Source organism: Roseomonas aeriglobus, assembly GCA_016937575.1.
GTDB classification, from domain to species: domain Bacteria; phylum Pseudomonadota; class Alphaproteobacteria; order Sphingomonadales; family Sphingomonadaceae; genus Sphingomonas; species Sphingomonas aerigloba.
On the sequence record JAFHKN010000002.1, the window covers coordinates 1,198,041 to 1,224,493 of the forward strand.

28 protein-coding genes are annotated in these 26,453 nt (G+C 66.9%); 18 read left to right on the plus strand and 10 right to left on the minus strand.

The window, feature by feature from the left end; translation table 11 throughout:
* The first annotated feature begins 111 nt into the window (after window positions 1-111).
* From ccsA to JW805_06255, 7 genes are all read left to right on the plus strand, one after another.
* Window positions 112-840, plus strand: coding sequence for a cytochrome c biogenesis protein CcsA (gene ccsA / locus JW805_06225; GenBank protein ID MBN2971610.1), 729 nt, complete (start codon window positions 112-114; stop codon window positions 838-840).
* The gene (gene ccmD, locus JW805_06230; GenBank protein ID MBN2971611.1) at window positions 837-965 is read left to right on the plus strand and encodes a heme exporter protein CcmD; all 129 of its coding nucleotides are present in this window, start codon (window positions 837-839) and stop codon (window positions 963-965) included. The genes ccsA and ccmD overlap by 4 nt, the downstream gene beginning before the upstream one ends.
* Window positions 962-1,396 carry a cytochrome c maturation protein CcmE gene (ccmE, locus tag JW805_06235; protein ID MBN2971612.1) on the plus strand — a complete coding sequence of 145 codons (435 nt, stop codon included), beginning with the start codon at window positions 962-964 and terminating at the stop codon, window positions 1,394-1,396. The genes ccmD and ccmE overlap by 4 nt, the downstream gene beginning before the upstream one ends.
* A gap of 127 nt (window positions 1,397-1,523) precedes the next feature.
* On the plus strand, window positions 1,524-3,446 hold the full coding sequence (locus JW805_06240) for a heme lyase CcmF/NrfE family subunit (protein MBN2971613.1): 1,923 nt from the start codon (window positions 1,524-1,526) through the stop codon (window positions 3,444-3,446).
* Complete coding sequence (locus JW805_06245; protein ID MBN2971614.1) at window positions 3,443-3,970, plus strand: DsbE family thiol:disulfide interchange protein; 528 nt, start codon at window positions 3,443-3,445, stop codon at window positions 3,968-3,970. Before JW805_06240 ends, JW805_06245 begins: the two co-directional genes overlap by 4 nt.
* Window positions 3,967-4,362 (plus strand): cytochrome c-type biogenesis protein CcmH, encoded by a 396-nt coding sequence (locus JW805_06250; GenBank protein MBN2971615.1) that lies wholly within the window; start codon window positions 3,967-3,969, stop codon window positions 4,360-4,362. The genes JW805_06245 and JW805_06250 overlap by 4 nt, the downstream gene beginning before the upstream one ends.
* Window positions 4,362-5,000, plus strand: a complete 639-nt coding sequence (locus tag JW805_06255) for a hypothetical protein (protein MBN2971616.1) — start codon at window positions 4,362-4,364, stop codon at window positions 4,998-5,000. The genes JW805_06250 and JW805_06255 overlap by 1 nt, the downstream gene beginning before the upstream one ends.
* A 63-nt stretch (window positions 5,001-5,063) precedes the next feature.
* Here the strand turns inward: JW805_06255 and trpE are convergent, their stop codons facing one another.
* Entirely contained in the window at window positions 5,064-6,554 is a 1,491-nt protein-coding gene (gene trpE / locus JW805_06260) for an anthranilate synthase component I (protein ID MBN2971617.1), read from the minus strand.
* Window positions 6,554-8,500, minus strand: coding sequence for a SurA N-terminal domain-containing protein (locus JW805_06265; protein ID MBN2971618.1), 1,947 nt, complete (start codon window positions 8,498-8,500; stop codon window positions 6,554-6,556). The genes trpE and JW805_06265 overlap by 1 nt, the downstream gene beginning before the upstream one ends.
* A 119-nt stretch (window positions 8,501-8,619) precedes the next feature.
* Here JW805_06265 and JW805_06270 point away from each other — a divergent pair, with 119 nt between their 5' ends.
* The gene (locus tag JW805_06270; protein MBN2971619.1) at window positions 8,620-9,357 is read left to right on the plus strand and encodes a triose-phosphate isomerase; all 738 of its coding nucleotides are present in this window, start codon (window positions 8,620-8,622) and stop codon (window positions 9,355-9,357) included.
* Between the two features lie 200 nt (window positions 9,358-9,557).
* Here the strand turns inward: JW805_06270 and JW805_06275 are convergent, their stop codons facing one another.
* Complete coding sequence (locus JW805_06275) at window positions 9,558-9,770, minus strand: DUF3072 domain-containing protein (GenBank protein ID MBN2971620.1); 213 nt, start codon at window positions 9,768-9,770, stop codon at window positions 9,558-9,560.
* Window positions 9,771-9,810: 40 nt separating this feature from the next.
* A complete protein-coding gene (gene ald, locus JW805_06280; protein MBN2971621.1) occupies window positions 9,811-10,917 on the minus strand; it encodes an alanine dehydrogenase in 1,107 nt (368 codons plus the stop codon).
* 131 nt (window positions 10,918-11,048) lie between these two features.
* Here ald and JW805_06285 point away from each other — a divergent pair, with 131 nt between their 5' ends.
* From JW805_06285 to JW805_06300, 4 genes are all read left to right on the plus strand, one after another.
* Complete coding sequence (locus JW805_06285; protein ID MBN2971622.1) at window positions 11,049-11,519, plus strand: Lrp/AsnC family transcriptional regulator; 471 nt, start codon at window positions 11,049-11,051, stop codon at window positions 11,517-11,519.
* 384 nt (window positions 11,520-11,903) lie between these two features.
* Complete coding sequence (locus JW805_06290; protein MBN2971623.1) at window positions 11,904-13,754, plus strand: potassium transporter Kup; 1,851 nt, start codon at window positions 11,904-11,906, stop codon at window positions 13,752-13,754.
* Window positions 13,755-13,848: 94 nt separating this feature from the next.
* Window positions 13,849-14,985 carry a glycosyltransferase family 4 protein gene (locus JW805_06295; protein MBN2971624.1) on the plus strand — a complete coding sequence of 379 codons (1,137 nt, stop codon included), beginning with the start codon at window positions 13,849-13,851 and terminating at the stop codon, window positions 14,983-14,985.
* Window positions 14,986-15,046: 61 nt separating this feature from the next.
* A complete protein-coding gene (locus JW805_06300; GenBank protein MBN2971625.1) occupies window positions 15,047-16,450 on the plus strand; it encodes a nitronate monooxygenase in 1,404 nt (467 codons plus the stop codon).
* Between the two features lie 24 nt (window positions 16,451-16,474).
* Here the strand turns inward: JW805_06300 and JW805_06305 are convergent, their stop codons facing one another.
* Together JW805_06305 and JW805_06310 are read right to left on the minus strand one after the other, a co-directional pair.
* On the minus strand, window positions 16,475-16,966 hold the full coding sequence (locus JW805_06305; GenBank protein ID MBN2971626.1) for a hypothetical protein: 492 nt from the start codon (window positions 16,964-16,966) through the stop codon (window positions 16,475-16,477).
* Between the two features lie 121 nt (window positions 16,967-17,087).
* Window positions 17,088-18,083, minus strand: coding sequence for a D-glycerate dehydrogenase (locus JW805_06310; protein MBN2971627.1), 996 nt, complete (start codon window positions 18,081-18,083; stop codon window positions 17,088-17,090).
* A gap of 86 nt (window positions 18,084-18,169) precedes the next feature.
* Here JW805_06310 and JW805_06315 point away from each other — a divergent pair, with 86 nt between their 5' ends.
* The 4 genes from JW805_06315 to JW805_06330 are packed head-to-tail and all read left to right on the plus strand — an operon-like array spanning window position 18,170 to window position 20,558.
* Window positions 18,170-18,655 carry a hypothetical protein gene (locus JW805_06315; GenBank protein MBN2971628.1) on the plus strand — a complete coding sequence of 162 codons (486 nt, stop codon included), beginning with the start codon at window positions 18,170-18,172 and terminating at the stop codon, window positions 18,653-18,655.
* Window positions 18,652-19,107 carry a GNAT family N-acetyltransferase gene (locus tag JW805_06320; GenBank protein MBN2971629.1) on the plus strand — a complete coding sequence of 152 codons (456 nt, stop codon included), beginning with the start codon at window positions 18,652-18,654 and terminating at the stop codon, window positions 19,105-19,107. The genes JW805_06315 and JW805_06320 overlap by 4 nt, the downstream gene beginning before the upstream one ends.
* 53 nt (window positions 19,108-19,160) lie before the next feature.
* Window positions 19,161-19,721: a pseudouridine synthase gene (locus tag JW805_06325; GenBank protein ID MBN2971630.1), complete on the plus strand. Its 561-nt coding sequence runs from the start codon at window positions 19,161-19,163 to the stop codon at window positions 19,719-19,721.
* Between the two features lie 6 nt (window positions 19,722-19,727).
* Window positions 19,728-20,558 carry a 23S rRNA (adenine(2030)-N(6))-methyltransferase RlmJ gene (locus JW805_06330; GenBank protein MBN2971631.1) on the plus strand — a complete coding sequence of 277 codons (831 nt, stop codon included), beginning with the start codon at window positions 19,728-19,730 and terminating at the stop codon, window positions 20,556-20,558.
* A 149-nt stretch (window positions 20,559-20,707) separates the two neighbouring features.
* On the opposite strand, the gene JW805_06335 is transcribed toward JW805_06330, so the two are convergent.
* The 4 genes from JW805_06335 to JW805_06350 all read right to left on the minus strand — a co-directional run bounded on the left by JW805_06335 (window position 20,708) and on the right by JW805_06350 (window position 25,184).
* Complete coding sequence (locus JW805_06335; protein MBN2971632.1) at window positions 20,708-21,895, minus strand: acetyl-CoA C-acyltransferase; 1,188 nt, start codon at window positions 21,893-21,895, stop codon at window positions 20,708-20,710.
* Between the two features lie 160 nt (window positions 21,896-22,055).
* Window positions 22,056-23,642, minus strand: coding sequence for a DHA2 family efflux MFS transporter permease subunit (locus JW805_06340; protein MBN2971633.1), 1,587 nt, complete (start codon window positions 23,640-23,642; stop codon window positions 22,056-22,058).
* Between the two features lie 50 nt (window positions 23,643-23,692).
* Window positions 23,693-24,742 (minus strand): HlyD family secretion protein, encoded by a 1,050-nt coding sequence (locus tag JW805_06345; protein MBN2971634.1) that lies wholly within the window; start codon window positions 24,740-24,742, stop codon window positions 23,693-23,695.
* The gene (locus tag JW805_06350; GenBank protein MBN2971635.1) at window positions 24,735-25,184 is read right to left on the minus strand and encodes a MarR family transcriptional regulator; all 450 of its coding nucleotides are present in this window, start codon (window positions 25,182-25,184) and stop codon (window positions 24,735-24,737) included. The genes JW805_06345 and JW805_06350 overlap by 8 nt, the downstream gene beginning before the upstream one ends.
* 73 nt (window positions 25,185-25,257) lie before the next feature.
* Between JW805_06350 and JW805_06355 the strand changes: the two genes are divergently transcribed.
* Window positions 25,258-25,701, plus strand: coding sequence for a GFA family protein (locus JW805_06355; protein ID MBN2971636.1), 444 nt, complete (start codon window positions 25,258-25,260; stop codon window positions 25,699-25,701).
* Window positions 25,702-25,750: 49 nt separating this feature from the next.
* A complete protein-coding gene (locus JW805_06360) occupies window positions 25,751-26,443 on the plus strand; it encodes an alpha/beta fold hydrolase (GenBank protein MBN2971637.1) in 693 nt (230 codons plus the stop codon).
* Window positions 26,444-26,453 lie beyond the last annotated feature (10 nt).

Below are 26,453 nucleotides of genomic sequence, written 5' to 3' on the forward strand. Positions count from 1 at the left end.
CGATGGCCCCGGCCTTCGCCGAGGCCGGCGACGTTTCGGGTCGACGATCGATGCGTCACACTGCGCGTTCCTAGGTGACGGGCGTCGCATTCTCGCCTAGAGGCTCCAGCGATCGTGCCCAGCATCCACGCCCTCGCCAATCCTGCCCGCTTCCTGAAGATCGCGCGTCCGCTGACGCCGGTGCTGTTCTGGCTGGGCATCGTGGCGATCGTGGTGGGCGCCTGGGCGGGGCTGACCCAGACGCCGCCCGACTATCTGCAGGGCGAGAGCGTCCGTATCCTCTACATCCATGTCCCGACCGCCTGGCTCGGTACCGGCGGCTGGACCGGCATCGCCGTGTCGAGCATCGTCTATCTCGTCTGGCGGCATCCGCTGGCGAACATCGCCGCGCGCGCGATCGCGGTTCCCGGTGCGCTGTTCGCGGCGCTGTGCCTGGCGACCGGTTCCATCTGGGGGCGGCCGACCTGGGGGACATGGTGGCAGTGGGATGGGCGGCTGACGTCGATGCTGCTGCTGTTCTTCGTCTACCTCGCGTACCTCGCCCTCGCGCGCGCGGATGCCGATCGCGGCGGGGACGGGCGAATACCGGCGCTGTTCGGGATCGCCGGCACCGTGTTGCTGCCGATCATCCGCTATTCGGTGGTCTGGTGGAACACGCTGCACCAGGGGCCCAGCATCACTGTGTCGGGGTCGACGATCTCGAACGAACTGCTGTGGCCGCTCGCATTGACCGTGCCGGGCTTCACGCTGTTCTTCGGGGCGATCGTGTTGATGCGGATGCGGGCGATGCTGGCCAAGGGCCGCGTTGAGGCGCGGATGCGGCGGATGGCGGCGACATGACCGCGTGGCCATTCATCATCGCCGCCTACGGCCTGACCGGCGCCGCCAGCGCGGGTGTCGCGCTGTGGTCGTTTCGTGCCATGCGCCGGGCGGAATCCGATGCCGAGAAGCTGACGCGGCGATGAAGGCGAAGCATCAGCGTCTCACGCTTGTCCTGCTCGCGGTCGCGGCGGTCGTCGGAGCGGCCCTTCTCGCCATGTCGGCGCTCAAGGACCAGGCGGCGTTCTTCTACGCCCCAGCGGATCTGCGCGCGGCAAACGTCGCGGCGGGCACGCCGATCCGGCTGGGTGGAATGGTGCAGACGGGCAGCGTCAGGAAGCTGCCCGACGGCGTGACGACGGCGTTCGTCGTCACCGACAATCGCGATACCGTGCCGGTCACCTATCGCGGCATCCTGCCGGACCTGTTCCGCGAAGGATCGGGTGTCGTAGCGGAGGGACGGGTGAGCGCGGACGGCGGCTTCGTTGCCGACACGATCCTCGCCAAACACGACGAGCGCTACATGCCGCCGCAGGTGGCGGGCGCGATGCATAAGACCGAGACGTTGGAGAAGTGATGGGTTTTCCAACCTCTCCATCGTCATCCCCGCGAAGGCGGGGATCAATAGGCGCCGAATGCCGTGAGTCTCGCGAGAGCCGGCCAGAATCTATCCCCGCCTGCGCGGGGACGACGTGGGTGTGTGCATGACTGCCGAGGCCGGCCTCGCCGCGCTGTGGCTCGCCGCGGCGCTGTCGCTCCTCCAGCTCGCGATGGCCGCCATCGGCCTGCGGACGGCCCGCGAGGACGTGTCCGCCGCCGTTCGCCCGGTTGCGATCGTCGGGGGCGTCCTGAGCGCGATCGCCTTCGTTCTGCTGATCGCGCTGTTCGTTCAATCGGACATGAGCGTGAAGCTGGTCGCGGAGAACAGCCATTCGGATAAGCCGCTGATCTACAAGATCGCCGGTGCGTGGGGGAACCACGAAGGATCGATGCTGCTGTGGGTCACCGTGCTCGGGCTGGCCGGCGCGGCGATCGCGATTTTCGAACGACGTCTGCCTGCCAATACGCTGACAGCGACGCTGGGCGGACAGGCGACGATCGCGCTGGGTTTCTTCGCCTTCCTGCTGTTTGCGTCCAACCCCTTCGCGCGGCTCGACATCGCGCCGCCGAACGGCATGGGGCTCAATCCGCTGCTTCAGGACCCCGGTCTCGCCTTCCACCCGCCGACGCTGTATTTCGGCTATGTCGGCTTGTCGGTCGCGTTCAGCTTCGCGATCGGCGCGCTCGTTACCCGTGATGTCGGTCCGACCTTTGCCCGCGCGATGCGGCCGTGGGTGCTGGCGGCCTGGATTTTCCTGACGATCGGCATCACCGCGGGGTCGTACTGGGCCTATTATGAACTCGGCTGGGGCGGCTGGTGGTTCTGGGATCCGGTCGAGAATGCTTCGCTGATGCCGTGGCTGGCGGCGACGGCGCTGCTCCATTCGGTGACGGTACTGGCGACGCGCGACGGCCTGCGCGCCTGGACGATCATGCTGGCGGTCGTGGCCTTCAGCATGTCGATGATCGGGACGTTCCTGGTGCGCTCCGGTATCCTGACGAGCGTCCATGCCTTCGCCGTCGATCCGACGCGGGGAAGCTTCATCCTGGCGCTGCTGGCCATCTACATCGGCGGCGCGCTGGCGCTGTTCGCGCTGCGAATCGGAACGGTGCGCGCGGGCACGACGTTCGAGCCGCTCAGCCGCGAAGGCGCGCTGGTCGCGAACAATCTGCTGCTGACGGTCATTCTGGGCGTCGTGCTGATCGGCACGCTCTACCCGATCGTCGCCGCATCGCTCGGCACCCAGCTGTCGGTCGGTCCGCCTTTCTTCAATGCCGCCGCCGGCCCGATCGCGCTGCTGCTGGTCGTCGTGCTTGCCGCCGGACCGCTGCTGCGCTGGCGCAAGGACGGGTGGGGGGCACTGATCGAGCGGCTGACGTGGCCGATCGGCGCGACCGCGCTCGCGCTGTCGCTGTTCGCGCTGTTCGCGCCGTGGAAGGGCCTGTTGACGCTGCTCGGCCTGGGACTGGCGATCGGGCTCGCGGTCGCCAGTGTCGCACCTTTGTGGAAACGGAACCTGCGTCGCACGCCGCTGTTCACCTGGGGCATGGTCGTGTCGCATCTGGGCGTCGCGGTCGCGCTGTTCGGGATGGCGGCGGATAGCGCCTTCACCAGGGAAGCCCTGGTCGCCGCGCGGCCCGATCAAGTGACGCAGGTCGGCCCGTTCGAGGTTCGGTTCGTTGGCGTCAAACCGGCGATCGGCCCCAACTGGTCGGCGATCGAGGCCCGGCTGGAGGTTACCCGCGGCGAAGGGACGACGCAGGTCATGCGTCCGCAGCAGCGCTTCTTCGCCAATCCGGCAACGACGACCAACGAAGCGGCGATCTCGACGCGGATCGACGGCCAGCTCTACACCGTGCTCGGCCAGCCCGACGGGGCGGGGCGGTGGCAGCTGCGGCTGTGGTGGAAGCCCTTCGTGACGTTCATCTGGTTCGGCGGCGCGTTGATTGCGCTCGGTGGGGCGCTGTCGCTCCTCGGCCGCGTTCGTCGCGAACGCCGCACCGATGCGCGGGAGATGTGGGCGTGAAGCGCTGGCTGATCTGGCTGCCGTTCATCGTCTTCGCCGGCCTGCTCTGGTTGGTCGCGAGTGAATTATTGTCGCCGAGCGAGCGGCTGGTGCGCTCGAAGCTGGTCGACAAACCGGTGCCGGCCTTCGCGCTGGATGGTATCGTCGCCGACAAGCCCGGTCTGTCGTCGGCGGACTTCGGCAAGGGGGAGCCGCGGCTGCTCAACGTCTTCGCCAGCTGGTGCGTGCCCTGTATCGCGGAGGCGCCGCAATTGCTGGCGCTGAAGCGCGCGGGCGTTCGCATCGATGCGATCGCAATCCGCGATCGGCCGGATGCGGTGCAACGGTTCCTCGCGCGCAACGGCGACCCCTATGCGACGATCGGCGACGATCGCACGAGCCGCGTCCAGCTCGCGCTCGGCTCGTCGGGGGTGCCCGAAACCTTCCTGATCGACGGTCGCGGACGGATCGTGCGCCAGCATATCGGCGACATTCGCGCGGACGAGGTCGCGGATCTGATCGCGGCGGTGAGGGCGGCACGATGAAGCGGAGCCTCCTACCGGCGCTCGCCTTTGCGCTCGTCGCTGCGGCGCCGCCGGCGGCACGCTGGTCGAACACCCAGCTGCCCGACGCCGCACAGGAAGCGAAGGCCAAGGCGTTGATGGAGACGCTGCGGTGCCTGGTTTGTCAGGGCCAGTCGATTGCCGACAGCGACGCAGACATGGCGGCCGACATGCGCGCGCTGGTTCGCGAACGCATCCAACGGGGCGAGCAGCCGGGCCAGATCCGTGCGTGGCTGATCGAACGCTACGGCGATTACGTCACCTATGATCCGCCCTTCTCGGCGGTGACCGCACCACTGTGGCTGGCACCGATCCTGTTGCTGGTGCTGGGCGTCGTGATTGCGCGACTGTCCTTTCGCGGACGCCGCCGCTGATGGGCTGGCTCGCGCTCTTTGGCCTGATGGCGCTCGCCTTCGTCGCTCTCCTGCGGCTGGGCGTCTCCCGATCGCTGGCGTCGTTCCTGGGGGCGGCGCTGATGCTGGGCGCGGCCGGCTATGCGCTCCAGGGGCGGCCGGGGCTGGCAGGGGCGCCGGTCGCTACGCGCGCGCGCGGCGTGACGATCGACCCGGCGGTCAACGAGCTGCGGCTCGACATGTTCGGCCGCTATACGCAGGCCGCGCCCTATTTCGCGGCCGGCACGGCGTTTCAACGGATGGGCGACCAGCGGACCGCGGTGAATTTCTATCTGGGCGGCGTCAACGCCCGGCCGGACGATGCCGGGCTGTGGACGGCGCTGGGCGATGCCTATGCGCTGCATGATGGCGACACGGTGTCGCCGCCGGCGCGACTGGCGTTCGACCGGGCGATCAAACTGGCCCCGGACCATCCCGGTCCGCCATTCTTCCTGGGGCTGGCCTATGTCCGCGCCGGTCAGTTCCGTGCCGGCGCGCGCTGGTGGCGGCGGGCCTATGCGCTGGCGCCCAAGGGGATGGAGTACCGTGCCGAGATCGGCAAGCGGCTGGCGCTGCTCGAGATGTTCCTGGCAAGCCCGGCGGGCCAGGACGCGCCCTAAGGCGGAACCGGTCGGGCGGGTCCGCTGCCTTGGCGCGCGAACGACGCCAGCTACGCCATCAGGCTACTGCCCGAACCCGGCCTCACCCGCCCGCGCCACCGCCTCCCGCGCGGCGGCGATCAGGGCGCCGGCCTTGGCCTCGCATTCGCGCTGCTCATATTCGGGGACGCTGTCGGCGACGATGCCGGCGCCGGCCTGAACGTGCATGACGCCGTCCTTCACCACCGCGGTGCGCAGCACGATGCAGCTGTCCATCGACCCGTCGGGCGAGAAATAGCCGACGCCGCCGGCATAGGCGCCACGCGCTTCGGGCTCCAGCTCGGCGATGATCTGGCACGCGCGGACCTTCGGCGCGCCGCTGACGGTGCCGGCGGGAAAGCCGGCGAACAGCGCGTCGAGCGCATCGGCATCCTCACGCACGCGGCCGACGACGTTCGAGACGATGTGCATGACGTGGCTGTAGAATTCGATTCCGTAGCTGTCGGTGACGCGGACCGTACCCGCCTGCGCGACACGGCCGACGTCGTTGCGACCGAGGTCGAGCAGCATGAGGTGCTCGGCGCGTTCCTTGGGGTCGGCGAGCAGCGAGGTGCGGTTCGCCTCGTCCTCCGCTGCGGTCTTGCCGCGCGGCCGGGTGCCGGCAATCGGGCGAATGGTGACGTCGCCGTCGCGCACACGGACCAGGATTTCGGGGCTCGAACCCGTCAGCGCGAAGCCGGGCAGGTCGAGGTGGTAGAGGAAGGGTGAGGGGTTCACCCGCCGCAGTGACCGATAAAGTTCGATCGGCGGCAGCGTGAACGGCGTCGAGAAACGCTGAGCCAGCACGACCTGAAAGATGTCGCCGGCGACGATATAGTCCTTCGCTGCCGCCACCATCTCGGCGTAGCGACCGGGGGCGAGCGCGGGGGTCGGCTCGATCGCGACATGCGCTGCGCGGTGCGGCGGGGGCAGGGCGGCGGTGGCAAGGCGGGCGGCGGTCGCATCCAGCCGCGCCCCCGCGGCCTCGATCGACTGGCCCGGCCACACCGGCGCGACGAGGAACAGCGTGTCGGCCAGCCGGTCGAACACCAGCAGCACGGTCGGCCGTACGAAGATCATGTCCGGCAGGTCGAGCGGGCTGGGCGCGGCGCGCGGCAGGCGTTCGACAAGACCGATCGTCTCATAGCCGAAATAGCCGACCAGGCACGGCATCGCCCGCGGCAATGCGTCGGGCACGTCCATCCGGCACGATTCGACAAGCGCGCGCAGGGCGTCGAGCGTCGGGTTGCCGGCCGGGACAAAGGCATCGCGGTCGGTCAGCCAAGCCGCGTTGACCTCCGCGTAATTCCCGCGCGCGCGAAAGATCAGATCGGGGGCGAGGCCGATCAGGCTGTGCCGCCCGCGCACCGATCCCCCCTCGACCGATTCGAGCAGGAAGTCGCCGCGCCCCGGCTCGATCAGTTTCAGTGCGGCGGCGACCGGCGTTTCCGTATCCGCCACCTGACGCCGCCACAGCAGCGCGGGGCGGCCGGCCGCCAAGGCAGCGCGTGCCGCGTCCAGCCCCTCGGTCGTCATCAGTTGCCGGCGGGGGCGCCGGTGCCGGCCAGGTCGCCACGGACGCGCGACAGCACCGCTTCGTTGCGCTTCACGTCGACCGCCTTGCGCACGGCAGCGGCGAACTGTTCGCTCAATTCGCGCCCGCTGACCCCGCCCAGGCCCTGGCGGGTCGACGCGATCAGCGCGGCGTTGCCGGTCGCGTTCCCGGGCTGGATGGCGTCCAGATAGACGACGAAATAGCCGCCGCGGTTCGGCGCCTCGAGCATCTTCGCGCGCTTGGCCGCCATCGAGAACATCAGCGCGACCGGCGGAGGCAGTTGGCCGCCCTGGCGCGCAAGCTCGGCGCGGGTGGCGTTGAGCTGCTGGAGCGGCGGCAGCTTGACGCCGGTGCCCTGAAGCGCGGCGGGGAGCGGCGTGCCGCCGTTGATCTTGGCGACCGCAGCCGATGCCAGGGCACGGGCCGCACGCAGGTTGCGATCGATCACGAAGTCGCGCGCGACTTGCTCCTTGATCTGGGCGAGCGGCGGCGGTGCGGCGGCGACGACATTGCCGATACCGACAACGGCGAAGCTGCCGTCCGCATCGGTGGGCACGAGCTGCGGCGAATCGCCCGGCTCGGCTGCGAAGGCCGCCTGTGCGAGACGCTGGAGCATCGGGTCGGGCTGCGCGGTCGGCGCGGTCGGATCGACGCCGGCGGCGGTCAGCGGCTTCGTCGCCTGGGCGGCCAGCTTGCCGTCCGCGACGACCTCATCGAACGTCGCATTGCCGCCGATCGCGTCGTCTAGCTTGTCGTGGATCGCAGCCAGCGCCTCTTGCGCCTTCACCTTGCCGAGCTCGGCGGTGAGTTCGGGCGTCGCTTCGGCGAGCGACTTGCCCGCGACCGGCTGGATCGAATCGACACGGACGACGTGCCAGCCGAGCGGTGAGCGCAACGGGCCCAGCACCGCCCCCTGCGCTGCGCCGAACGCTGCGTCGGCGATGGCGGCGCTGGTCGCGGTGGTGATGGCGGCCTTGTCTCCTGCCGGAATCGTGCTCGGCTCCAACCCGGCGGCACGCGCCGCAGCGGCGATCACGGTGCCGCCCTTGATCTTGGCAGCAAGCGCGTTGGCCGCGGCCTGATCGGCCACGACGACCTGCGTCAGCGAGCGCTTCTCGCTGGCCGCGAACCGCGCGCGGTTCTGGTTATACGCCTGCGCGATCTCGGCTGCGGTCGGCTGCGCGGTTGCTGCGACATCGGCTGCCTTCACGACGGCGTAGCGGACGACGCGACGTTCCGGGATGGTGTAGCGGGCTCGCTGGCGGGTGTAATAGGTCTGCAGTTCGGCGTCCGTCGGCGCCGCGCCACCGTCGATGGCCGACACCGGGATATAGGCGACCGTGCCCTGGCGACGCTCGAGCAACAGCGAGGCATAGGGCAGTGCCAACTGCGCCGGCACCTGGCTCGCACCGGCGGTGGGGGCGAGCAGCTGGCGCGACAACATGCCGCGTTCGATATCTTCGCGAATGCCCTTGTCGGTCAGGCCCTGCTGCTTGAGCAGGTTTTCATAGGCCGTCTGACTGAACTTGCCGTCGAAGCCCTGGAACGCCGGGATGCCCGCAATCTCGCCATCGACCGCTCGCTTGCTGGCGGCCATGCCGATCTTTTCGGCGAATTTCTGAAGGGCCAGATCGTTGACGACGCGTTCGACGATCGATTCGAACCCACCCTGCGCGACGAAGGCCTCCATCGTCAGGGCCGGATTTTGTTGGCGGATATTGTCGTAAGCGGTGCGCACACGCTGGCGCAGGTCCGCCTCGCCGATTGCCGCGTTGCCGACCGTTACCGCCGAACCCGTGCTGGTGCCGCCGTTGCGAACATTGTTGATGTCGCCCGCCGCAAACGCCAGCGCGATCACCGCGAGGATGCCGAGTGTGATCGGAATCCCGAGCTTTGACTTGGTGATGCGGCGGAAGAAGCTGAGCATTGACGGGCCGTTCGATAGGATGTGACGCGCCGCTTTAGGGGGGCGGGCGCCGCCCATCAAGCTTGTGCCGCGCGCATGTGCCGCTATCGCAGGTGCCGACGAGACTTGAGGGGAACGACATGACGCGGCGCAAGCTGGTGGCAGGGAATTGGAAGATGAACGGCGATCGTTCGGCGCTGGCTGAACTGGATGCGATCGCGGTGGCAGCGGCAGCGCACCCGGAAGTCGATGTCGCGCTGGCGGTGCCCTTCACCTTGATCGAGCGGGCGGCCGAACGGGCATCGGGTATTGCGATCGGCGCGCAGGACGTTCACGCGCAGGACAAGGGCGCCCACACCGGCTGCGTATCGGCGGCGCAGGTCAAGGAAGCGGGGGCGAGCTTCGTCATCGTCGGCCACAGCGAGCGTCGCGGCGATCAGGGCGAGACGAGCCACGACGCCTGGGCGAAGGCCGCCGCGGCGCACCGCCACGGCCTGAACGTCATTCTGTGCTGCGGCGAGACCGAGGCCGAACGCGACGCCGGCCGCGCCGAGCGCGTGGTCCAGGCGCAGGTCGAAAAGTCGCTGCCCGACGACGCCGATGGATCGTGGCTGACGCTCGCCTACGAACCGCGCTGGGCGATCGGCACGGGCCGCACGCCGACGCTGGACGAGATCGCCGGCATCCATGCGATCGCCCGGGCGAAGATGCGGCAGATGATCGGCGAAAGGGCCGACGGCGTGCGCATCCTGTACGGGGGTTCGGTGACGGGCGAGAATGCCGCGACGATCCTCAACGTGGAGAATGTCGACGGCGCGCTGGTCGGTGGGGCAAGCCTGACCGCCGCGAAGTTCGTGCCGATTATCGACGCTGCGTGAGAGAGTAGCGAAGCTAATCGCGAACGGACCCGCGGCGTCGACGGCCGGCGGCGCTGCGAGCGCCGACCGACGGCATGGGCAGTGCCCATGCCGCCTGCTGGCCTACGCCGCGCGACAGTTTAGCGACGTCTAGCTTATCCTAACGGTCTGACCGGCGCGGAGACGCGGGCATCCCGAACGTCCCCAGAAGCGACGGTCCCTCACGCTCCCCGCCCGGTCTCCGCCTGCAGGGCGTCGATCCGCTTGGACGCATCCGCCTTCGTCAGCGTATCGTCGAATTCCGCCCCGGCTTCCTCAGACAATGTCTTGAGATAGCTTGCCTGCGCGCCGGTCATCGGCTCGTCGCCGGTGGTCCAGTCGTCGGGGTCCTTCTCGGCGTTTCCTGTCGGGTGGTCCTTTGGGTTGTCGGTCATGGCGAGCGTTTCCTTTCGCCATGACCAACGCCGATGTTCTTTATCCGTTCCACGCCTCGTAGGCGAGGTCGAGGTCGTCGGCGACCGCCTTGTATGCGATCTTGCCCTTGTACACGTTCAACCCCGCGGCAAGGTGCGGATCGGCCTTCATCGCGGCCTCGGCGCCCATGTTCGCGAGCTTCAGCGCGAAGGGGAGGGTCGCGTTGTTCAGTGCGAAGGCCGACGTGCGGGCGACCGCGCCCGGCATGTTGGCGACGCAATAATGAATGACGCCATCGACTTCGAACACCGGATCCTGATGAGTCGTGGCATGGCTGGTTTCGAAACAGCCGCCCTGGTCGATCGCGATGTCGACCAGCACCGCGCCGCGCTTCATCGTCTTCACCATCTCGCGGGTGACGAGCTTGGGCGCCGCCGCACCCGGCACCAGTACCGCGCCGATCACGAGATGCGCGTTCTTCACCGCCGCGGCGATCGCCGCCTTCGATGCATAGGCCGTCTTGATCTGCGAGCTGAAGAACATGTCCAGCTCAGCCAGGCGGTCGTTGTTGATGTCATAGATGGTGACGTCCGCGCGCATGCCGACGGCCATCTGCGCGGCGTTCACGCCCGATACGCCGCCGCCCAGGATCGCAACCTTGGCCGGCGCCACGCCGGGAACGCCGCCCAGCAGAACGCCGCGACCGCCCTGTTCCTTCTCCAGGTAATGCGCACCGACCTGGACCGACATGCGGCCGGCGACCTCGGACATCGGCTTCAGCAGCGGCAGGCCGCCGCGCGGGGAGGTGACCGTTTCATAGGCGATGCAGGTCGCGCCCGACTTCATCAGCCCTTCGGCCTGCGGCTTGTCGGCGGCGAGGTGGAGGTAGGTGAAGAGCACGTGGCGCGGCTCGAGCAGCGCGATCTCGCTCGCCTGCGGCTCCTTGACCTTCACGATCATGTCGCTCTGCGCGAAGACGTCCGCCGGCGTACCGACGATGCGCGCGCCGACGTCGACATAATCCTGGTCGGCGAAGTCGATGCCCGCGCCGGCGTTCGTCTCGACAATGACTTCGTGACCTGCGGCGACCAGTTCGGCCACCGACGGCGGGGTGAGCCCCACGCGATATTCGTGGTTCTTGATTTCCTTGGGCACGCCGACGCGCATGATCTCTCTCCGTATAAAGTGCGTTGCCGCACTTGTAGCGTCTTTCCTTCCGAAAATCCGTGCAAAGTCCTCGGGAATTCTGCGACTGCACGCATGGATTTATCGTGCCTCTGCGGTAGAGCGGAAGAACCATGCAACTCGACCGTATCGACTCGACCATCCTGCGCATCGTCGCCGAGGATGCCCGCCTGTCCGTCAGCCAGATCGCAGCCCGCGTCGGCCTGTCGCAATCGGCCTGCACGCGCCGGATGCAGGCACTCGAGTCGTCGGGGCGGATCCTGGGCTACGGCGCCCGGCTCGGCCGTCGCGCGCTGGGGTTCAAGGTGCGTGCGCTGGTCGACATTACGCTGTCGACCCAGGTCGAGGAGGATCTGGCGCGGTTCGAGGCGGAGGTCGGGGCGATCCCCGGGGTCGTCGCCTGCGCGCTCGTGTCCGGCAACCAGGACTATCGCCTGACGATCGTCTGCCGCGACCTGGACGATTACGAACGGTTGCACCGCGAGCATCTGGGCCGGCTGCCCGGCGTGCTGACGATCAGCAGCAGCTTCGTCCTGCGCGAGGTTCCGACCCGGGGGGAGGCCGATGCGATCTTCGGGGAGTAGGCGCGTCTCAGCACGAAGGGGGAGGGCGGGATCGCCCGTATGCGAAACCATTTTCCTACATGGCCGAAATCTGCTTCACCCTGTCGGATGAGATCGACGTCACTCTGTCCGACCGAACGCCAGCTTCGAAAGCGGCAAAGGTGACAAAGGTGACAAAGGCTGACGAATGCACTGCGGTATCGCAACTTTTGGCACCCCGTTGCGGGGCGTTGCGCACAGTGCTAGGCGCCGCCGCGCTATGCCAATGGAAGGCGCCCAGGTCGTGACCATGACCGTTTCTGTCGGCGACACCGCCGGAAGGTTCCCCCGGTGAGCGCCGCGCTCCCGGCCGACTCACTCCATCCCGACAGCGATGCCGATGGCCACTCCCATGCCAAGCAGGGACTGGCCCGGCTCGCGTTGGGGGCGATCGGCGTCGTTTACGGCGATATCGGCACGAGTCCGCTCTATGCGATGAAGGAAGTGTTCGTCGGTCATCACCCCCTGACCGTCGATCAGCTTCACATCTTCGGCGTCATCAGCCTGATGTTCTGGTCGCTGATGCTGATCGTGACGTTGAAATACGTCCTGCTCATCCTGCGTGCCGACAACAATGGCGAGGGCGGCAGCCTCGCGCTGCTCGCGCTGATCCAGCGCCAGAGCGGTCACGGCAAGCGCTGGGGCCCGAGCCTGGTGATCCTGGGCGTTCTGGCGACCGCATTGTTCTTCGGCGACTGCATGATCACCCCGGCGATTTCGGTGCTGTCGGCGGTCGAGGGGCTGTCGACCGTCCAGGCCGGGTTCGACGGCTGGGTGCTGCCGATCGCCATCGGGATCATCGTCGCGCTGTTCTATCTGCAGTCGATCGGCACGGCGCGGGTCGGCAAGGTCTTCGGACCGATCATGCTCCTCTATTTCGTCACGCTCGCGGTGCTGGGGTTGATCAACATCTTCCACCGCCCCGACGTGCTGATGGCGCTCAATCCGATCTGGGCGGTGCGCTTCGCGATGAACGACGGGACGTTGGCGTTCCTGGCGCTCGGCTCGGTCGTACTGTGCGTGACGGGGGCCGAGGCGCTCTACGCCGACATGGGCCATTTCGGCCGCCGCCCGATTCAGTTCGCCTGGGCGATGCCGGTGCTGCCGGCGCTGATGCTCAACTATCTGGGGCAGGGCGCACTGCTGCTCGACAATCCGGCGGCGGCGGAAAATCCGTTCTTCTTCATGGCAAGTGAAGACTTCCGCCTGCCGCTCGTCATCCTGGCGACGATGGCGACCGTCATCGCCAGCCAGGCGGTCATCACCGGTGCCTATTCGGTCGTCCAGCAGGCCGTGCAGCTGGGGCTGATGCCGCGGATTCGCATCGATCACACCAGCGCGTCGGAGGCCGGGCAGATTTATATCCCGGTCATCAACTGGGCGTTGCTGGCGATGGTGCTGCTGCTGATCCTCGGCTTCCAGGAATCGTCCAACCTCGCCGCCGCTTATGGCATCGCGGTCACGGGGACGATGTTCATCACCACCTGCATGATGGGCGTGCTGTTCCGTCGCGTGTGGGGCTGGCCGGTCCCGATCGTGGCGTTGTTCATCGGCGTCTTCGTGCTGATCGATGGCCTTTATTTTGCGTCCAACCTGACGAAGGTGCCCGATGGGGGCTGGTTCCCGCTCCTCGTCGGGATCATCATCTTCGTTCTGCTAACGACTTGGGCCCGGGGCCGCGCGTTGATGATCGAGCGGCTGGCGGAAGCGGCGATGCCGGTGAAGATCTTCATCCAGTCCGCGGCCAGTTCGGCGACGCGGGTGCCCGGGACGGCGGTCTTCATGACGTCGACCGCGGACGGCGTGCCGCACGCGCTGCTCCACAATCTGAAGCATAACAAGGTCATCCACGAGCGTGTCATTCTGCTGACCGTCAAGATCGCCGACGTTCCGTTCGTGCCGGAGACGAAGCGGGTGACCCAGGATGACCTCGGCAAGGGCTTTCACCGTATGGTCCTGAAGTTCGGCTTCATGCAGGAACCCGACGTCCCGAGCGCGCTGAAGCTGGTCGGCAAGGACAAGTGCGGCGAATTCCGGATGATGGACACCAGCTTCTTCCTGGCCCGCCAGACTTTGCTGCCGTCGGAAAAGCCGGCGATGGCACTGTGGCGCGAGCATCTCTTCGCCTGGATGCTGCGCAACGCGGAAAGCGCGATGGAATTCTTCCGCCTGCCGACCAATCGGGTGGTGGAGCTGGGGAGCCAGGTGGAGATCTGAGCCGCGTGCCTTGCCGTTCGTGTTGAGCCTGTCGGGGCACCGGTCCCGAACACGCCCTTCGACAAGCTCGGGGCGAACGGAGTAAGCGCCTGCCATGTCCCAGCCCCTCAACATCCTCCACCTCCATTCCAGCTTCTCGCTGGGCGGCAAGGAAGCGCGCGCGGTTCGGCTGATGAACGCGTTCGGGGACCGGGCGCGTCACACGATCGTCTCGGGCGTACCCGACCAGCTCGGCGCCCGCGATGCCATCGCCAGGGGGATCAAATACGAGATCGCGCAGAACCCGCCGCCGTTGACGGGAAGCCCCTCGGTCGCGCGGTTCGAAGCCATTGCCAAGTTCATGGCGCGGTTCGACCTCGTCCTGACCTACAATTGGGGCGCGATCGATGGCGTGATGGCCAGGCGTGTCTTTTCCAAAGGCATGCCGCCGCTGATCCATCACGAGGATGGGTTCAACGCCGACGAGGCGCTGCGCCTGAACCGCAAGCGCAACTATTATCGCCGCTTCGCACTGCCGGCTACCCATGCGCTGGTCGTCCCGAGTCATCAGCTGGAACGGATCGCGCTGGATATCTGGAAGCAACCGAAGGGGCGGGTGCTCCGCATCTCGAACGGCATTCCCACCGGGCTCTATGCGGCCAAACCCGATCCGAAGGCGATCCCCGGTCTCGTCAAGCGCAACGGTGATTTCGTCGTCGGAACCGTGGCGGGGCTGCGCGAGGTGAAGGACATCCCCGCCCTTGTCCGCGCATTCGGCGGCCTGCCGGGCAAGGCGAAGCTGGTCGTCGTCGGTGAGGGGCCGGAGGAAGGCGCGATTCGCGATGCGGCCGACGCCATGTTCCTCGGCGACCAGCTGATCATGCCCGGTTTCCTGCGCGACCCGTACCGCTACATCGGCCTGTTCGATGTCTTCGCGCTATCGTCGCGGTCCGAACAACAGCCGATCGTGGTGATGGAGGCGATGGCCGCCGGATTACCGATCGTGGCGCCGCCGGTCGGAGACGTGGCCGAAATGGTCGCGCCCGAGAACCACCATTATCTCGCCCCCGACCGGCGCGAGGTCGTGCTGCGCGACCGCATCCAGATGCTGCAGAGCCGGCCGGACGAACGCGCCCGAGTCGGGCACGCGAACCAAGCGCGGGCACGCCAATTGTTCGACGAGTCGGCGATGATTGCCGCCTATGCCAGGCTTTACGCCGATGCCGCCGGTCGATCGGGCGCACTTGGCTGATTATTCTCGCCATTTTCGTGCGTTGGGCGTAGGGGCGAGCCAGATTTGACGTGGAGGCGATGTGTTCAAGGGCTTGACGCCGATTAACTATGGCGGTCGCGAGGTTTGGCCGCTGGTCGAAGGCGGAAAAGGCGTCGCCGCGACGAACCATATGTCGGCGGGCGCCTGGGCGGCGGCCGGCGGGATCGGCACGGTGTCGGCGGTGAACGCCGACAGCTACGATCCCGAAGGCAAGATCATCCCCCAGATCTATCATGCGCTGACGCGTCGCGCCCGGCACGAGGAGCTGATCGAATACGCGATCGAAGGTGCCGTCCAGCAGGTGAAGCGCGCCTGGGACATCGCCGGCGGTAAGGGTGCGATCAACATCAACGTTCTGTGGGAGATGGGCGGGGCGCAGCGCGTGCTGCACGGCGTCCTCGAACGCACCCGCGGGCTTGTCGCCGGCGTGACCTGTGGCGCGGGCATGCCGTACAAGCTGAGCGAGATCGCCGCTTCCTACAATGTCAGCTATCTGCCGATCGTCAGCTCCGGCCGCGCGTTCCGCGCGCTATGGAAACGCGCCTATTCTAAGGCGGCGAACTGGCTGGCGGCCGTGGTCTATGAGGATCCCTGGCTCGCCGGCGGGCACAATGGTCTGTCGAATGCCGAAGACCCGCTGAAGCCGCAGGACCCCTATCCGCGCGTCAAGGAATTGCGTGACGTGATGCGCGAAGGCGGGATCAGCGACGATGTGCCGATCGTGATGGCCGGTGGCGTCTGGTATCTGCGCGACTGGAGCGACTGGATCGACAATCCCGAACTTGGCAAGATCGCCTTTCAGTTCGGCACCCGCCCGCTGCTGACGCAGGAAAGCCCCATTCCGCCGGAATGGAAGGCCAAGCTGATGGAGATCGAACCCGGCGAGGTTTTGCTCCATCGCTTCTCGCCGACCGGCTTCTATTCATCTGCGGTCCGCAACCCGTTCCTGCGCAACCTCGAAGCGCGTTCCGAACGCCAGATCGCCTTTTCGTCGCAGCAGGCGGGCGACCATACCCATCAGCTCGACGTCGGCGTGAAGGGAAAGAATTTCTGGGTGACGCTGGGCGACCTGATGCGCGCTCGCGAATGGTATGGCCATGGCTTCACGGACGCACTGAAGACCCCGGACAATACGCTCGTCTTCGTGACGCCCGAGGAAAAGGCGACGATCCGCAAGGACCAGGCTGACTGCATGGGCTGCCTCAGCCAGTGCGCGTTTTCGTCCTGGGCCGATACCGAGACGAATTCGACGGGGCGCCTCGCCGATCCGCGCAGCTTCTGCATTCAAAAGACGCTGCAGGACATCGCGCACGGTGGCCCGACCGATCAGAACCTGATGTTCGCCGGCCACGCCGCCTATAACTTCAAGAAGGACCCCTTCTATTCGAACGGGTTCGTACCGACGGTGAAGCAACTGGTCGATCGTATCCTGACCGGCGACTGATCGACCGGGCAGCGATTCTCGGCCTTACGGGGCCGTGCTGCCCTCCAGGGCGTGGGTGATCGTCCGCATGGGGTTGGTCAGCACCTGCGTGACCGTTACCGCCGCATAGCCGGCGCCGGCCATTATGGCGGCGCCGAAGGCGACGTAGCGAAGCTTCTGCGCGATATTGTCTGCGCGGCGGGCCGATTCGTCCGGACGCGGCAGTCGCCGGCGTTCGCTGCGGATCTCGCCCAGCATCGCCTCGGCCTTGGTGGCGTTGGGGTTCACCAGTGCGGGAATATCGATCGCATCCTGGGTGCGGACGCCGAATTCATTGCCCTGTACCCACATCGTTCGGGCGACGATGACCTGGGTTGCGCGGCGGACTTCGATATAGGCGCCGCGCTGGGGCGGACGGGCAACCGAGATCCGCATGCCATGGACGGACACGTTGCGGATGGCGATATCCTGCCACCCGTCTGCGGACTTCATCCGGGCGGTGACCGCAATCGTCTGCCTGGCTTCACGCGGTTTCACTATTCATGCCCTGTTGTGGCGACGCACGTCACCCGCTTCCCCGGACATCACTTTAGCCGTAACCGATTACCAGATGATTGATCGGCCTCTACGGCGCGGCATCAAATCGGCTTGCGCCGGATCAGGCCCAGCCCTCGAGCACCTGGTCGGGCGGACGGTGGCCATCGGACCATGCCTTGATATTGGCGATCACGCGCTCGCCCATCGCCAGGCGTCCTTCATAGGTCGCCGAACCCATGTGCGGCAGCATCACGACGTTCGGCAACGCAAGGAGCCGCGGGTCGATCGCCGGTTCGTGCTTCCAGACGTCCAGCCCGGCGCCGGCCAGCCGACCACCCTCCAGCGCATCGACCAACGCGTCTTCGTCCAGGATGCCGCCGCGGCTGGTGTTGATCAGATAGGCGGCTGGCTTCATCAGCGCGATGCGGTGGGCGTCGATCAGGTTTTCACTGTCCGGGTTGCGCGGCGTGTGCAAGGTCACGATGTCGGCCATAGCCAGCATCTCGTCGAGGTTGGGATGCCACTCCGCCTGCAGTTCCGCTTCCACGACCTTGGGCAGCCGATGGCGATTGTGATAATGGATCGTCAGACCGAAGGCGCGGGCGCGGCGGGCGACGGCCTGGCCGATGCGCCCCATGCCGACGATCGCCAGCGCCTTGCCGCCGATGCGGTGCCCGAGCATGCCCCCGGGCGACCAGCCGCTCCAGGCGCCCGAACGGACCAGCTTTTCCCCTTCCGCCAGCCGACGCGGCACCGACAGGATCAGCGCCATCGTCATGTCGGCGGTATCCTCCGTCAGCACGCCTGGCGTGTTGGTGACGAGGATACGCCGTGCGCGCGCCGCTTTCAGGTCGATGTGGTTCACGCCAGCGCCGTAATTGGCGATTAGCTTGAGGCGCGGCCCGGCCGCTGCGATCAGATCGGCGTCGATCGCGTCGGTGACGGTAGGAACCAGCACGTCGCAATCCGCCATCGCCGCGGCCAGGCTGACACGGTCCATCGGTGCGTCGGTGAGGTTCAACTCGGCATCGAACAGCGCAGACAGTCGCGACAGCACCGCATCGGGCAGGTCACGGGTGACGATCACCCGGGGGCGGGCGGGGCGCGGTTCGGCCATATGTCCCGATTGGCGTGATGCCGGGCGCCAGTCAACGGTTGAACCGGGCGGAGCCGGCGCGGTAGACGGGACTCTGGAGGACGACGATGCGCAAGCTCATGATTTTGGCCGCGGCAACGGCAGTGACGCTGACGGTGCCGCATGCGCCTGTCGACGCGCAGAAACGCAAGACGCCCTATTATGCGTCGATCTCCGCCGGGCAGGCGCGGATGCGCACCGGGCCAGGGCGCAACTACCCTGCGAGCTGGCTCTACCAGCGCGCGGGCCTGCCGGTGAAAGTCGTCGACGTCTACAAGGAATGGCGCAAGGTCGAGGATCCGGGCGGCACGCAGGGGTGGATGCTGGCCAATTTGCTGACCGACACCCGGCACGCGATCGTCACCGATACCATCGTCGTGCTGCGCGACCGGCCGAGCGGGTCGGGTCGGATGCAATACCGCGCCCAGCCCGGCGTCGTCGGCAAGATTAGCAAATGCGCCGGCGGCTGGTGCCATTTCGACGTGAAGGGCCGTGGCGGCTTCGTCGAGGCGATCCACCTGTGGGGCGTCGATCCGGGTGAAGAGGTCGAATGAGATTCGCTCGCGCAGACCTCGACCACCACGCCGTCGTCGCGCTGCTGGAGCATCATGTCCGCGAGGCGCACCGTAATTCGCCGCCGGGCAGTGTCTTCGCGCTCGACCTGTCGGCACTGCGCCTGCCCGAAATCCGTCTGTGGAGCGTCTGGGACGACGAAACGCTGCTGGGGCTTGGCGCCTGGAAGGCCCTGGGCGGCGGGGATGGGGAACTCAAGTCGATGCGGACCGCGCCGGGACATGAGCGCAAGGGCGTCGGCAAGACCATGCTGGCGCATCTTGTCGCCGATGCTCGCGCCGCGGGGGTGACGCGCCTGCTCCTCGAAACCGGCACGAACGAGGCCTTTGCTCCGGCGCGGGCAATGTATGAAGCGGCGGGGTTTCAGCCGACGGGCGCGTTCGGGGACTATGTGCTGACCGACTTCAATCGCTGCTACGAGCTGGCGATCTGATCGGGCGGCTGGCGGAAGAAGACATCGTCGTAACCGAACGATATGAGCGCGGGATGGCCCGGCTACTGCTGTTCAACAAACCCTTCGACGTCCTGTCGCAATTCACCGATCGCGGATCGCCGACGGTGCGGTCGACCCTGTCGGACTTCATCGCGGTGAAGGGTGTCTATCCCGCCGGCAGGCTCGACCGCGACAGTGAGGGGCTGCTGCTGCTGTGCGATGACGGTCGGTTGCAGGCCCGGATCGCCGATCCGCGTTTCAAGATGCCTAAGACCTATCTCGTTCAGGTCGAAGGCGATCCGCAGGAGCCGGCGCTGGACCGCCTTCGGCAGGGCGTGCAGTTGAAGGATGGCATGACCCTGCCCGCGGAAGTCGCGCGGATCGACCCGCCGGACCTATGGCCGCGCGATCCACCGATCCGCCAGCGCAAACACATTCCCGACAGCTGGCTGGAAATTACCATTCGCGAGGGGCGCAACCGGCAAGTGCGGCGCATGACGGCCGCGGTCGGGTTGCCCACGTTGCGGCTCGTGCGCTGGTCGATCGGCGACTGGACCGTCGCCGGAATCGCGCCGGGCCGGTTCGAGATCCTATCCCCTTCGGCAGAGATGTAGCGCCCTGTGAACTACCGTCATTCTTACCATGCCGGCAACAGCGCCGATGTCGTGAAGCACAGCCTGCTGATCGCGCTTGTCCGGGCCTTACAGCAGAAGCCGGGCGCGCTGACGCTGATTGATACCCATGCCGGTTGTGGGCTCTACGACCTCGGCGGCGAACAGGCGCAGCGCACGGGGGAGGCGGCTCACGGCGTGCTGCGGGCTTTTGCCGATCCGACCCCCCTGCTCGACGACTATCGCGCCGCCGTGCGCGCGGTAAACGTCGGAGCAGACCCTGACCGCTACCCCGGCTCCCCGCAGTTTCTGGTGCAGCTTTTGCGCCCGCAGGATGTGCTAATACTGAACGAAAAGCATCCGGAAGACGCCGCCTCTCTGCGCGCTGCGATGCGCGGGACGCCCGCTGCCGTCCATGAACGCGACGCCTATGAACTGTGGCTGGCGATGGTTCCGACCCGGACGCCGCGTGGCGTGGTGGTGGTCGACCCGCCGTACGAGCAGACCGACGAGCGCGAGCGTATCACCACAACGCTCGCCGCGGCACATCGCAAATGGGCGCATGGGGTGACGGTCGTCTGGTATCCGCTGAAAGACCGCGCCACGCATCTTCAGTGGAAGGGGAAACTGCGGCGGCTCGGCATTCCGAAGTTCCTGTCGGTCGAGCATTGGCTGTACGATGCCGACCAGCCCGGCGCCTACAACGGTGCGGGTCTGTTCATCGTCAACCCGCCCTATGCCTTCACCCAGGCGCTGCCGCCCCTACTCGAAGCGCTACGCGCCGCGCTGGCGCCCGACGGTCATCGCGGTGAGATTTCCGCCTATTGGCTGAAAGAATAGCCACTTGGCCATCTTCGTTCCCCGGCTAAGGCCGGGGCCCGGGTCGCGAGCGCCATCCGTGATCACCGAAGTCGCCCCAACCGGGCCCCGGCCTTCGCCGGGGCACAGTCTCTGAGCGCCGCAATATCACTCGATACCGCTGCGGTAGGTCAGTCCATCAACTCCACCGCCATCGCGGTCGCTTCGCCGCCACCGATGCAGAGCGACGCCATGCCGCGCTTCTGACCTGTCGTCTCGAGCGCCGAGAGCAGCGTCGCCAGAACCCGGGCGCCGCTGGCACCGATCGGGTGGCCGAGCGCACAGGCGCCGCCGTGGATGTTGAGGACGTCGTGGGCGATCCCCAGGTCGTGCATCGCGATCATGGCGACGACGGCGAAGGCTTCGTTGACTTCGAACAGGTCGACGTCGCCGATCTGCCAGCCGGCGCGCTCCAGCGCCTTGTTCGTCGCGAACACGGGGGCGGTGGTGAACAGGGCGGGCTTGTGGGCGTGGGCGGCGTGGGCGACGACGCGCGCGACCGGGGTCAAACCGAGTTTTTCGGCGATACTCGCACGGGTCATCACCAACGCGGCGGCGCCGTCGCTGATCGACGAGGCGTTGGCGGCGGTGATCGTGCCGTCCTTCGAGAAGGCGGGCTTCAGCGTCGGGATCTTGGCGACGTCGCCCCTGGCGGGCTGTTCGTCCAAGGTGATCGTGGTCGGGCCCTTTCGACCCGAAATCTCCACGGGCACAATCTCGCGGTCGAATGCACCGGAGCCTTGTGCCTTCTGCGCGCGCTGGAGGGACTGGATTGCAAAGTCGTCCATCGCCGCCCGCGTGAACTGATATTCGCGCGCGGTGTCCTCGGCGAAGCTGCCCATCAGCTTGCCGGGGTCGTACGCGTCCTCGAGCCCGTCGAGGTACATATGGTCCTTCATGACGTCGTGGCCGATGCGGGCGCCGCCGCGGTGGCGCATCGACAGGTAGGGCGCGTTCGTCATGCTCTCCATGCCGCCCGCGACGATGACGTCGGCGGAACCGGCCGCCAGCGCATCGGCGGCCATGATCGCCGCCTGCATGCCGCTGCCGCACATCTTGTTGACGGTCGTCGCCTCGATATGGTCGGGCAGGCCCGCCTTCAATGCCGCCTGGCGCGCGGGCGCCTGGCCGAGGCCGGCGGGCAGGACGCAGCCCATGTAGATCTTTTCGATCGCATTGCCCTTGAGGCCGGCGCGCTCGACCGCCGCGCCGACCGCGGTCGCACCGAGTTCGGTCGCGGTCGCGCCGGTCAGACAGCCTTGGAAACTGCCCATCGGGGTGCGGGCATAGCTGGCGATGACGACGGGATCGGTGGTCATGGACATCCTCTCGAAACTTTGTGCAGGCGGTTCAAAATCGAATTGGGCTCCGGCGAAGGCCGGAGCGCTGGAGATTGTGCGCTCTCGACCGCCAACACCCCCGTCTTCGCCGGGGCACGAGTCAGTCGAGGGCCGTATGTCGTGGCTCCTAGCGCGCCGATCAATGCAGGTCGACCGGGGCCGCCTTCTCCCCCGACGTCGGTCGCGGCGGCTTCTGGAGGAAAACGACCAGCGGCACCGAAAGCGCCGTAACGATCGCCATCGCCCAGAAATCGTCGAGGTAGGCGATCATCGCGGCCTGACGGTTCACCTCGGCATCGATCATCGAGAGCGCAGCGTCGGCCGCCATGCCGAAGCGTTGCAGACTGGACAGGTCATAGCTCGACAGCGCGTCCGAGGTGATGTTCGCGGCAAGGTCGGCGTGGCTGGTCTGGACGTTGCGCGCGAGCAGCGCGGTCACGGCCGAAATCCCGACCGACGCACCGATATTGCGCATGAGGTTCATCAGCGACGACGCTTCGGTGCGATACTGCGGCGGCAGCGTCGCGAATGCCATCTGATTGAGGGGCATGAAGACGAGGCCGAGGCCGAGCCCCTGGATCAGCCCCGAGACGACGAACGGCTGCGATCCCATGACGATCGTCCACGTCGTCATTTCGTAAAGCGACCCCGCTGCGACCGCAAAGCCGAAACCGACCAGAATGCGCGGATCGAAGCCGCGCTGGGTCAGCTGAGCGGCGACGAACATGCTGAACACGATGCCGAAGCCGCGTGGCATCAGCAACAGGCCGGTATCGACGACCGGATAGCCGTAGATGCGCTGAAGCATCGGTGGGAGCAGCGCCATCGTCGCCATCATCACGACGCCGACGACCAGCATGAAGGCCAGACCGGTGACGAGGTTGCGGTTCTTGAACAGATCGCGGTCGAACATCGGTCGCTTGCCGGTCGCAAGGTGGACGACGAACATCCATAGCGCGATGAAGGCGACCAGCGCCTCGACGACGACTTCACCCGATGAGAACCAGTCCTCGGTCTGGCCGCGATCGAGCATCAGCTGCAGTGCGGCGATGCCGATCGCGAGTAGGCTGAAGCCCAGGACGTCGAACGGCCGCACCTTGACCGGGCGCGACGGGAGCAGCCACCACAGCACCGCGAAACAGAAGATGCCGAGCGGCAGGTTGACGTAAAACACCCAGCGCCAGCTGTAGCTCTCGGTCAGCCAGCCGCCGATGACCGGCCCCAGGATCGGACCGACCATGATGCCCATGCCCCAGACGGCCATCGCCTTGCCCTGGCGTTCGGGCGGGTTGATGTCGAGCATCACCGTCTGGCTGAGCGGGTTCATGAAGGCCGCGCTGATCCCCTGCAGGATGCGGAAGGCGACCATCTCCTCCAGGTTCTGCGCCATGCCGCAGAGCGCCGAGGCAATGACGAAGCCGACGACCGACCAAAGGAACAGGTTGCGGCTGCCGACGCGGTCCGACAGCCAGCCGGTGATCGGAATCGCGATGGCCGAAGCGACAATATAGCTCGTCAGCACCCAGGTCACGGTATCCGCCGTCGCGCCCAGCGCAGGCTGCATATGCGGGAGTGCGACGTTGGCGATGGTGGAGTCGAGAATCTGCATGATCGTGGCGAGCATGACGCCGACGGTCAGCAGGGGGCGGTTGCTGGTCTGGAGTGCGGCAGTCCCGGGCCCGGGCGCAGCGGGGCGTGCGGCGGGGGAGGGGGCGGTGGTGGCCATGTCTCACGCCCCTCCCTGGACAAGGAAGGGGGCGGGACGGGCGGCCTGGGTCACTTGCGCACGTCCACACGCACGTCGGCACTGAGGCCGGCGATCAGCTGACGCGGGCTCTTCTCGTCGATCGCGATGCGCACCGGCACGCGCTGCGTAACCTTCACCCAGTTGCCGTTCGCGTTCTGCGCAGGGAGCACGGAGAATTCGCTGCCCGTGCCCGCGCCGATCGAGGCGACGTGACCGCGCAGCTTGACGCCAGGATAGGCATCGAACGTCACTTCCGCGGCCTGCCCGACCCGCATGTGGGCGAGATCGGTTTCCTTGAAATTGGCATCGACCCACGACCTGGCGTCGGCGACGATGGTGACCGCGGGCAGCCCGGTGACCATCATCTGGCCGACCTGCAACCGGTCGGCCTGGCTGACCTGACCCGACACCGGCGCGCGGACGGCGGTGCGTGACAGGTCGAGCAGCGCCTTTTCGCGCGCGACACGGCCGGCGGCGACCTGCGGATTCTGGCCCGGGACTGCGGCACCCGATGCGAGCTTCGCGCGCGCCTCGTTGGCGTCCGCAACCGCTGACTGATACGACGCGCGGGCCTGTTCGAGCGAGTGCTGGGCCTGCTCGAACCGGGCCCGGGTCGTGAAGCCGCGCTGCATCAGCGAATCCTGTCGCGCGAAATCCTCCTGCGCAGCCGCAATGCGGTCCTTGGCGGCCTGAATGTCGGCGCCGGTGCCGACATAGCTCGCCTGCAGCGTCTGGACGTTGACCTGCGCGCCGGCGATCTGGGCATCGGCCTGCTCGACCGCGATACGGTACGGCTGGGGATCGATGCGGAACAGCAGATCACCCGCCTTCACATGCTGGTTCTCCCGCACGTCGACGGACACGATGCGCCCGGCGACGTCGGACGCCACCGATACCTTGTCCTGGCCGACATAGGCGTTGTCGGTCGATACATAGCGGCCCGAGGTCGCATAGAAATAGCCGGCGATCGCCACCACGATCAGCGGCACGCCGAACATCAGGATCGCGCGGATCCATCGGCGCTTCGCCTTGACGGGAGTGGCGGTATCCGTGGCGATCTTGGGGTCTGCATCAGCCATGGGCGGCGTCCTTCGGCATATCGGTCAGGTTGGTGCGAACGCGTTCCAGCGCCGCGGTCAAGTTCGTGCGATCGGTGTCGTCCAGTCCAGCGAAAGCGGCGCCGAACATCTCGTCGGCATGAGCGCGGAGCTGTTCGAGCACCGGCTTGGCCGCATCGGTCAGAAAGATCTGCCAGGCGCGACGATCGGCGGGCTCGCGGCGGCGCTCGACCATGCCGGATTCCTCCAACCGGTCCACCATCCGGCATAGTGTGATCGGCTCGACTTCCAGCAGATCGGCGAGGCCGCCCTGATTGATCCCTTCATTCCGCGAAAGGGTGACGAGAGTTTTCCACTGTGCGCGGGTCGCGCCCACCAGGCGTGCCCGCTCGTCGAAACGGCGGCGCATCAGGCGCGAGACATCACTGATGAGAAAGCCTAGGCTGTCGGATATACGGCGCATATAATAAGCATGCTTATTAAAAGCCAGCGAGCATTACGTGCGTTGCGTGCAATCGCATGTGCAGGAGATGACGATGCGGAGACAGATGACGGGCGGGTGCCTGTGCGGTTCGAAGCGCTATGTCGCGACCGTGGCGGACGACGACGCCTATCTGTGTCACTGCCGAATGTGTCAGCGTTGGTCGGGCAGTGTGTCGATCGCGCTCAAGGGGATGAAGAAGGCCGACGTGCGCTGGGATACGCCGCCCGATTTCTTCACGTCCTCGCCGATCGCGCGCCGCGGCTTTTGCGCGACGTGCGGCACGTCGCTGACCTTCGAGTTTCCCGACAGCGAGACGATGGACCTGACCGTCGCCAGCTTCGACGACCCGTCACGGTTTCGGCCTAGGCATAATTACGCGGTCGAAAGCTGGCACACGGCATGGCTGGACGTACGCGACCTGCCCGCTATGCGCAGCGAGGATAACCCCAATGTCGTCGAGAGATGGATGAAGGCCTGTGGCAAGCTCCCCGACTGAAACGCGCTTCTTCACCAGCTTCGACGGCGAGCGGATCGCCTATCGCGAAATGGGCGAGGGGCGCGCGGTCGTCCTGATTCACGGCTATTTCAGCGACGCGCAGACGAACTGGATCAAGTTCGGCCATGCCGAAAAGATCGCGGCGCGTGGCTGTCGGGTCATCATGCCCGACCTGCGAGGCCATGGCGAAAGCGCGACGCCGCACGATCTGTCGGCCTATCCGAACGATGCCCTGACGAAGGACGGCCATGCCCTGGTCGCACATCTGGGTCTCACGGAATATGACCTGGGCGGCTATTCCCTCGGCGCGCGGACGACGGGGCGGATGCTGGCAACGGGGGCAACGCCGCGGCGGGTGATGTTCACCGGCATGGGGCTGGAGGGGTTGACCGATGCCAGTGGGCGGTCGGACCATTTCCGCAATGTGCTGACGAACCTCGGCAAGCATCCGCGCGGGTCGCCGGCGTTCATGGCGGAGGCGTTTCTAAAGACCACTGGCGGCGATGCACAGGCATTGCTGGGCGTGCTGAACACGTTCGCCGATACGCCGCGCGAGGTGCTGGAAAGGGCGTCGCAACCGGCGCTGGTGGTCATGGGGCGCGAGGATGACGAGGTCGGATCGGGCGCGGCCTTGGCCGATGTGCTACCGAACGCGCGATATGTTGAGGTCGGTGGCGGTCACATGGGAGCGGTGACCAAGCCGGAGTTGGGCCAGGCGATGGCGGATTTCCTGGCGGGGTAACCCGGAGCGA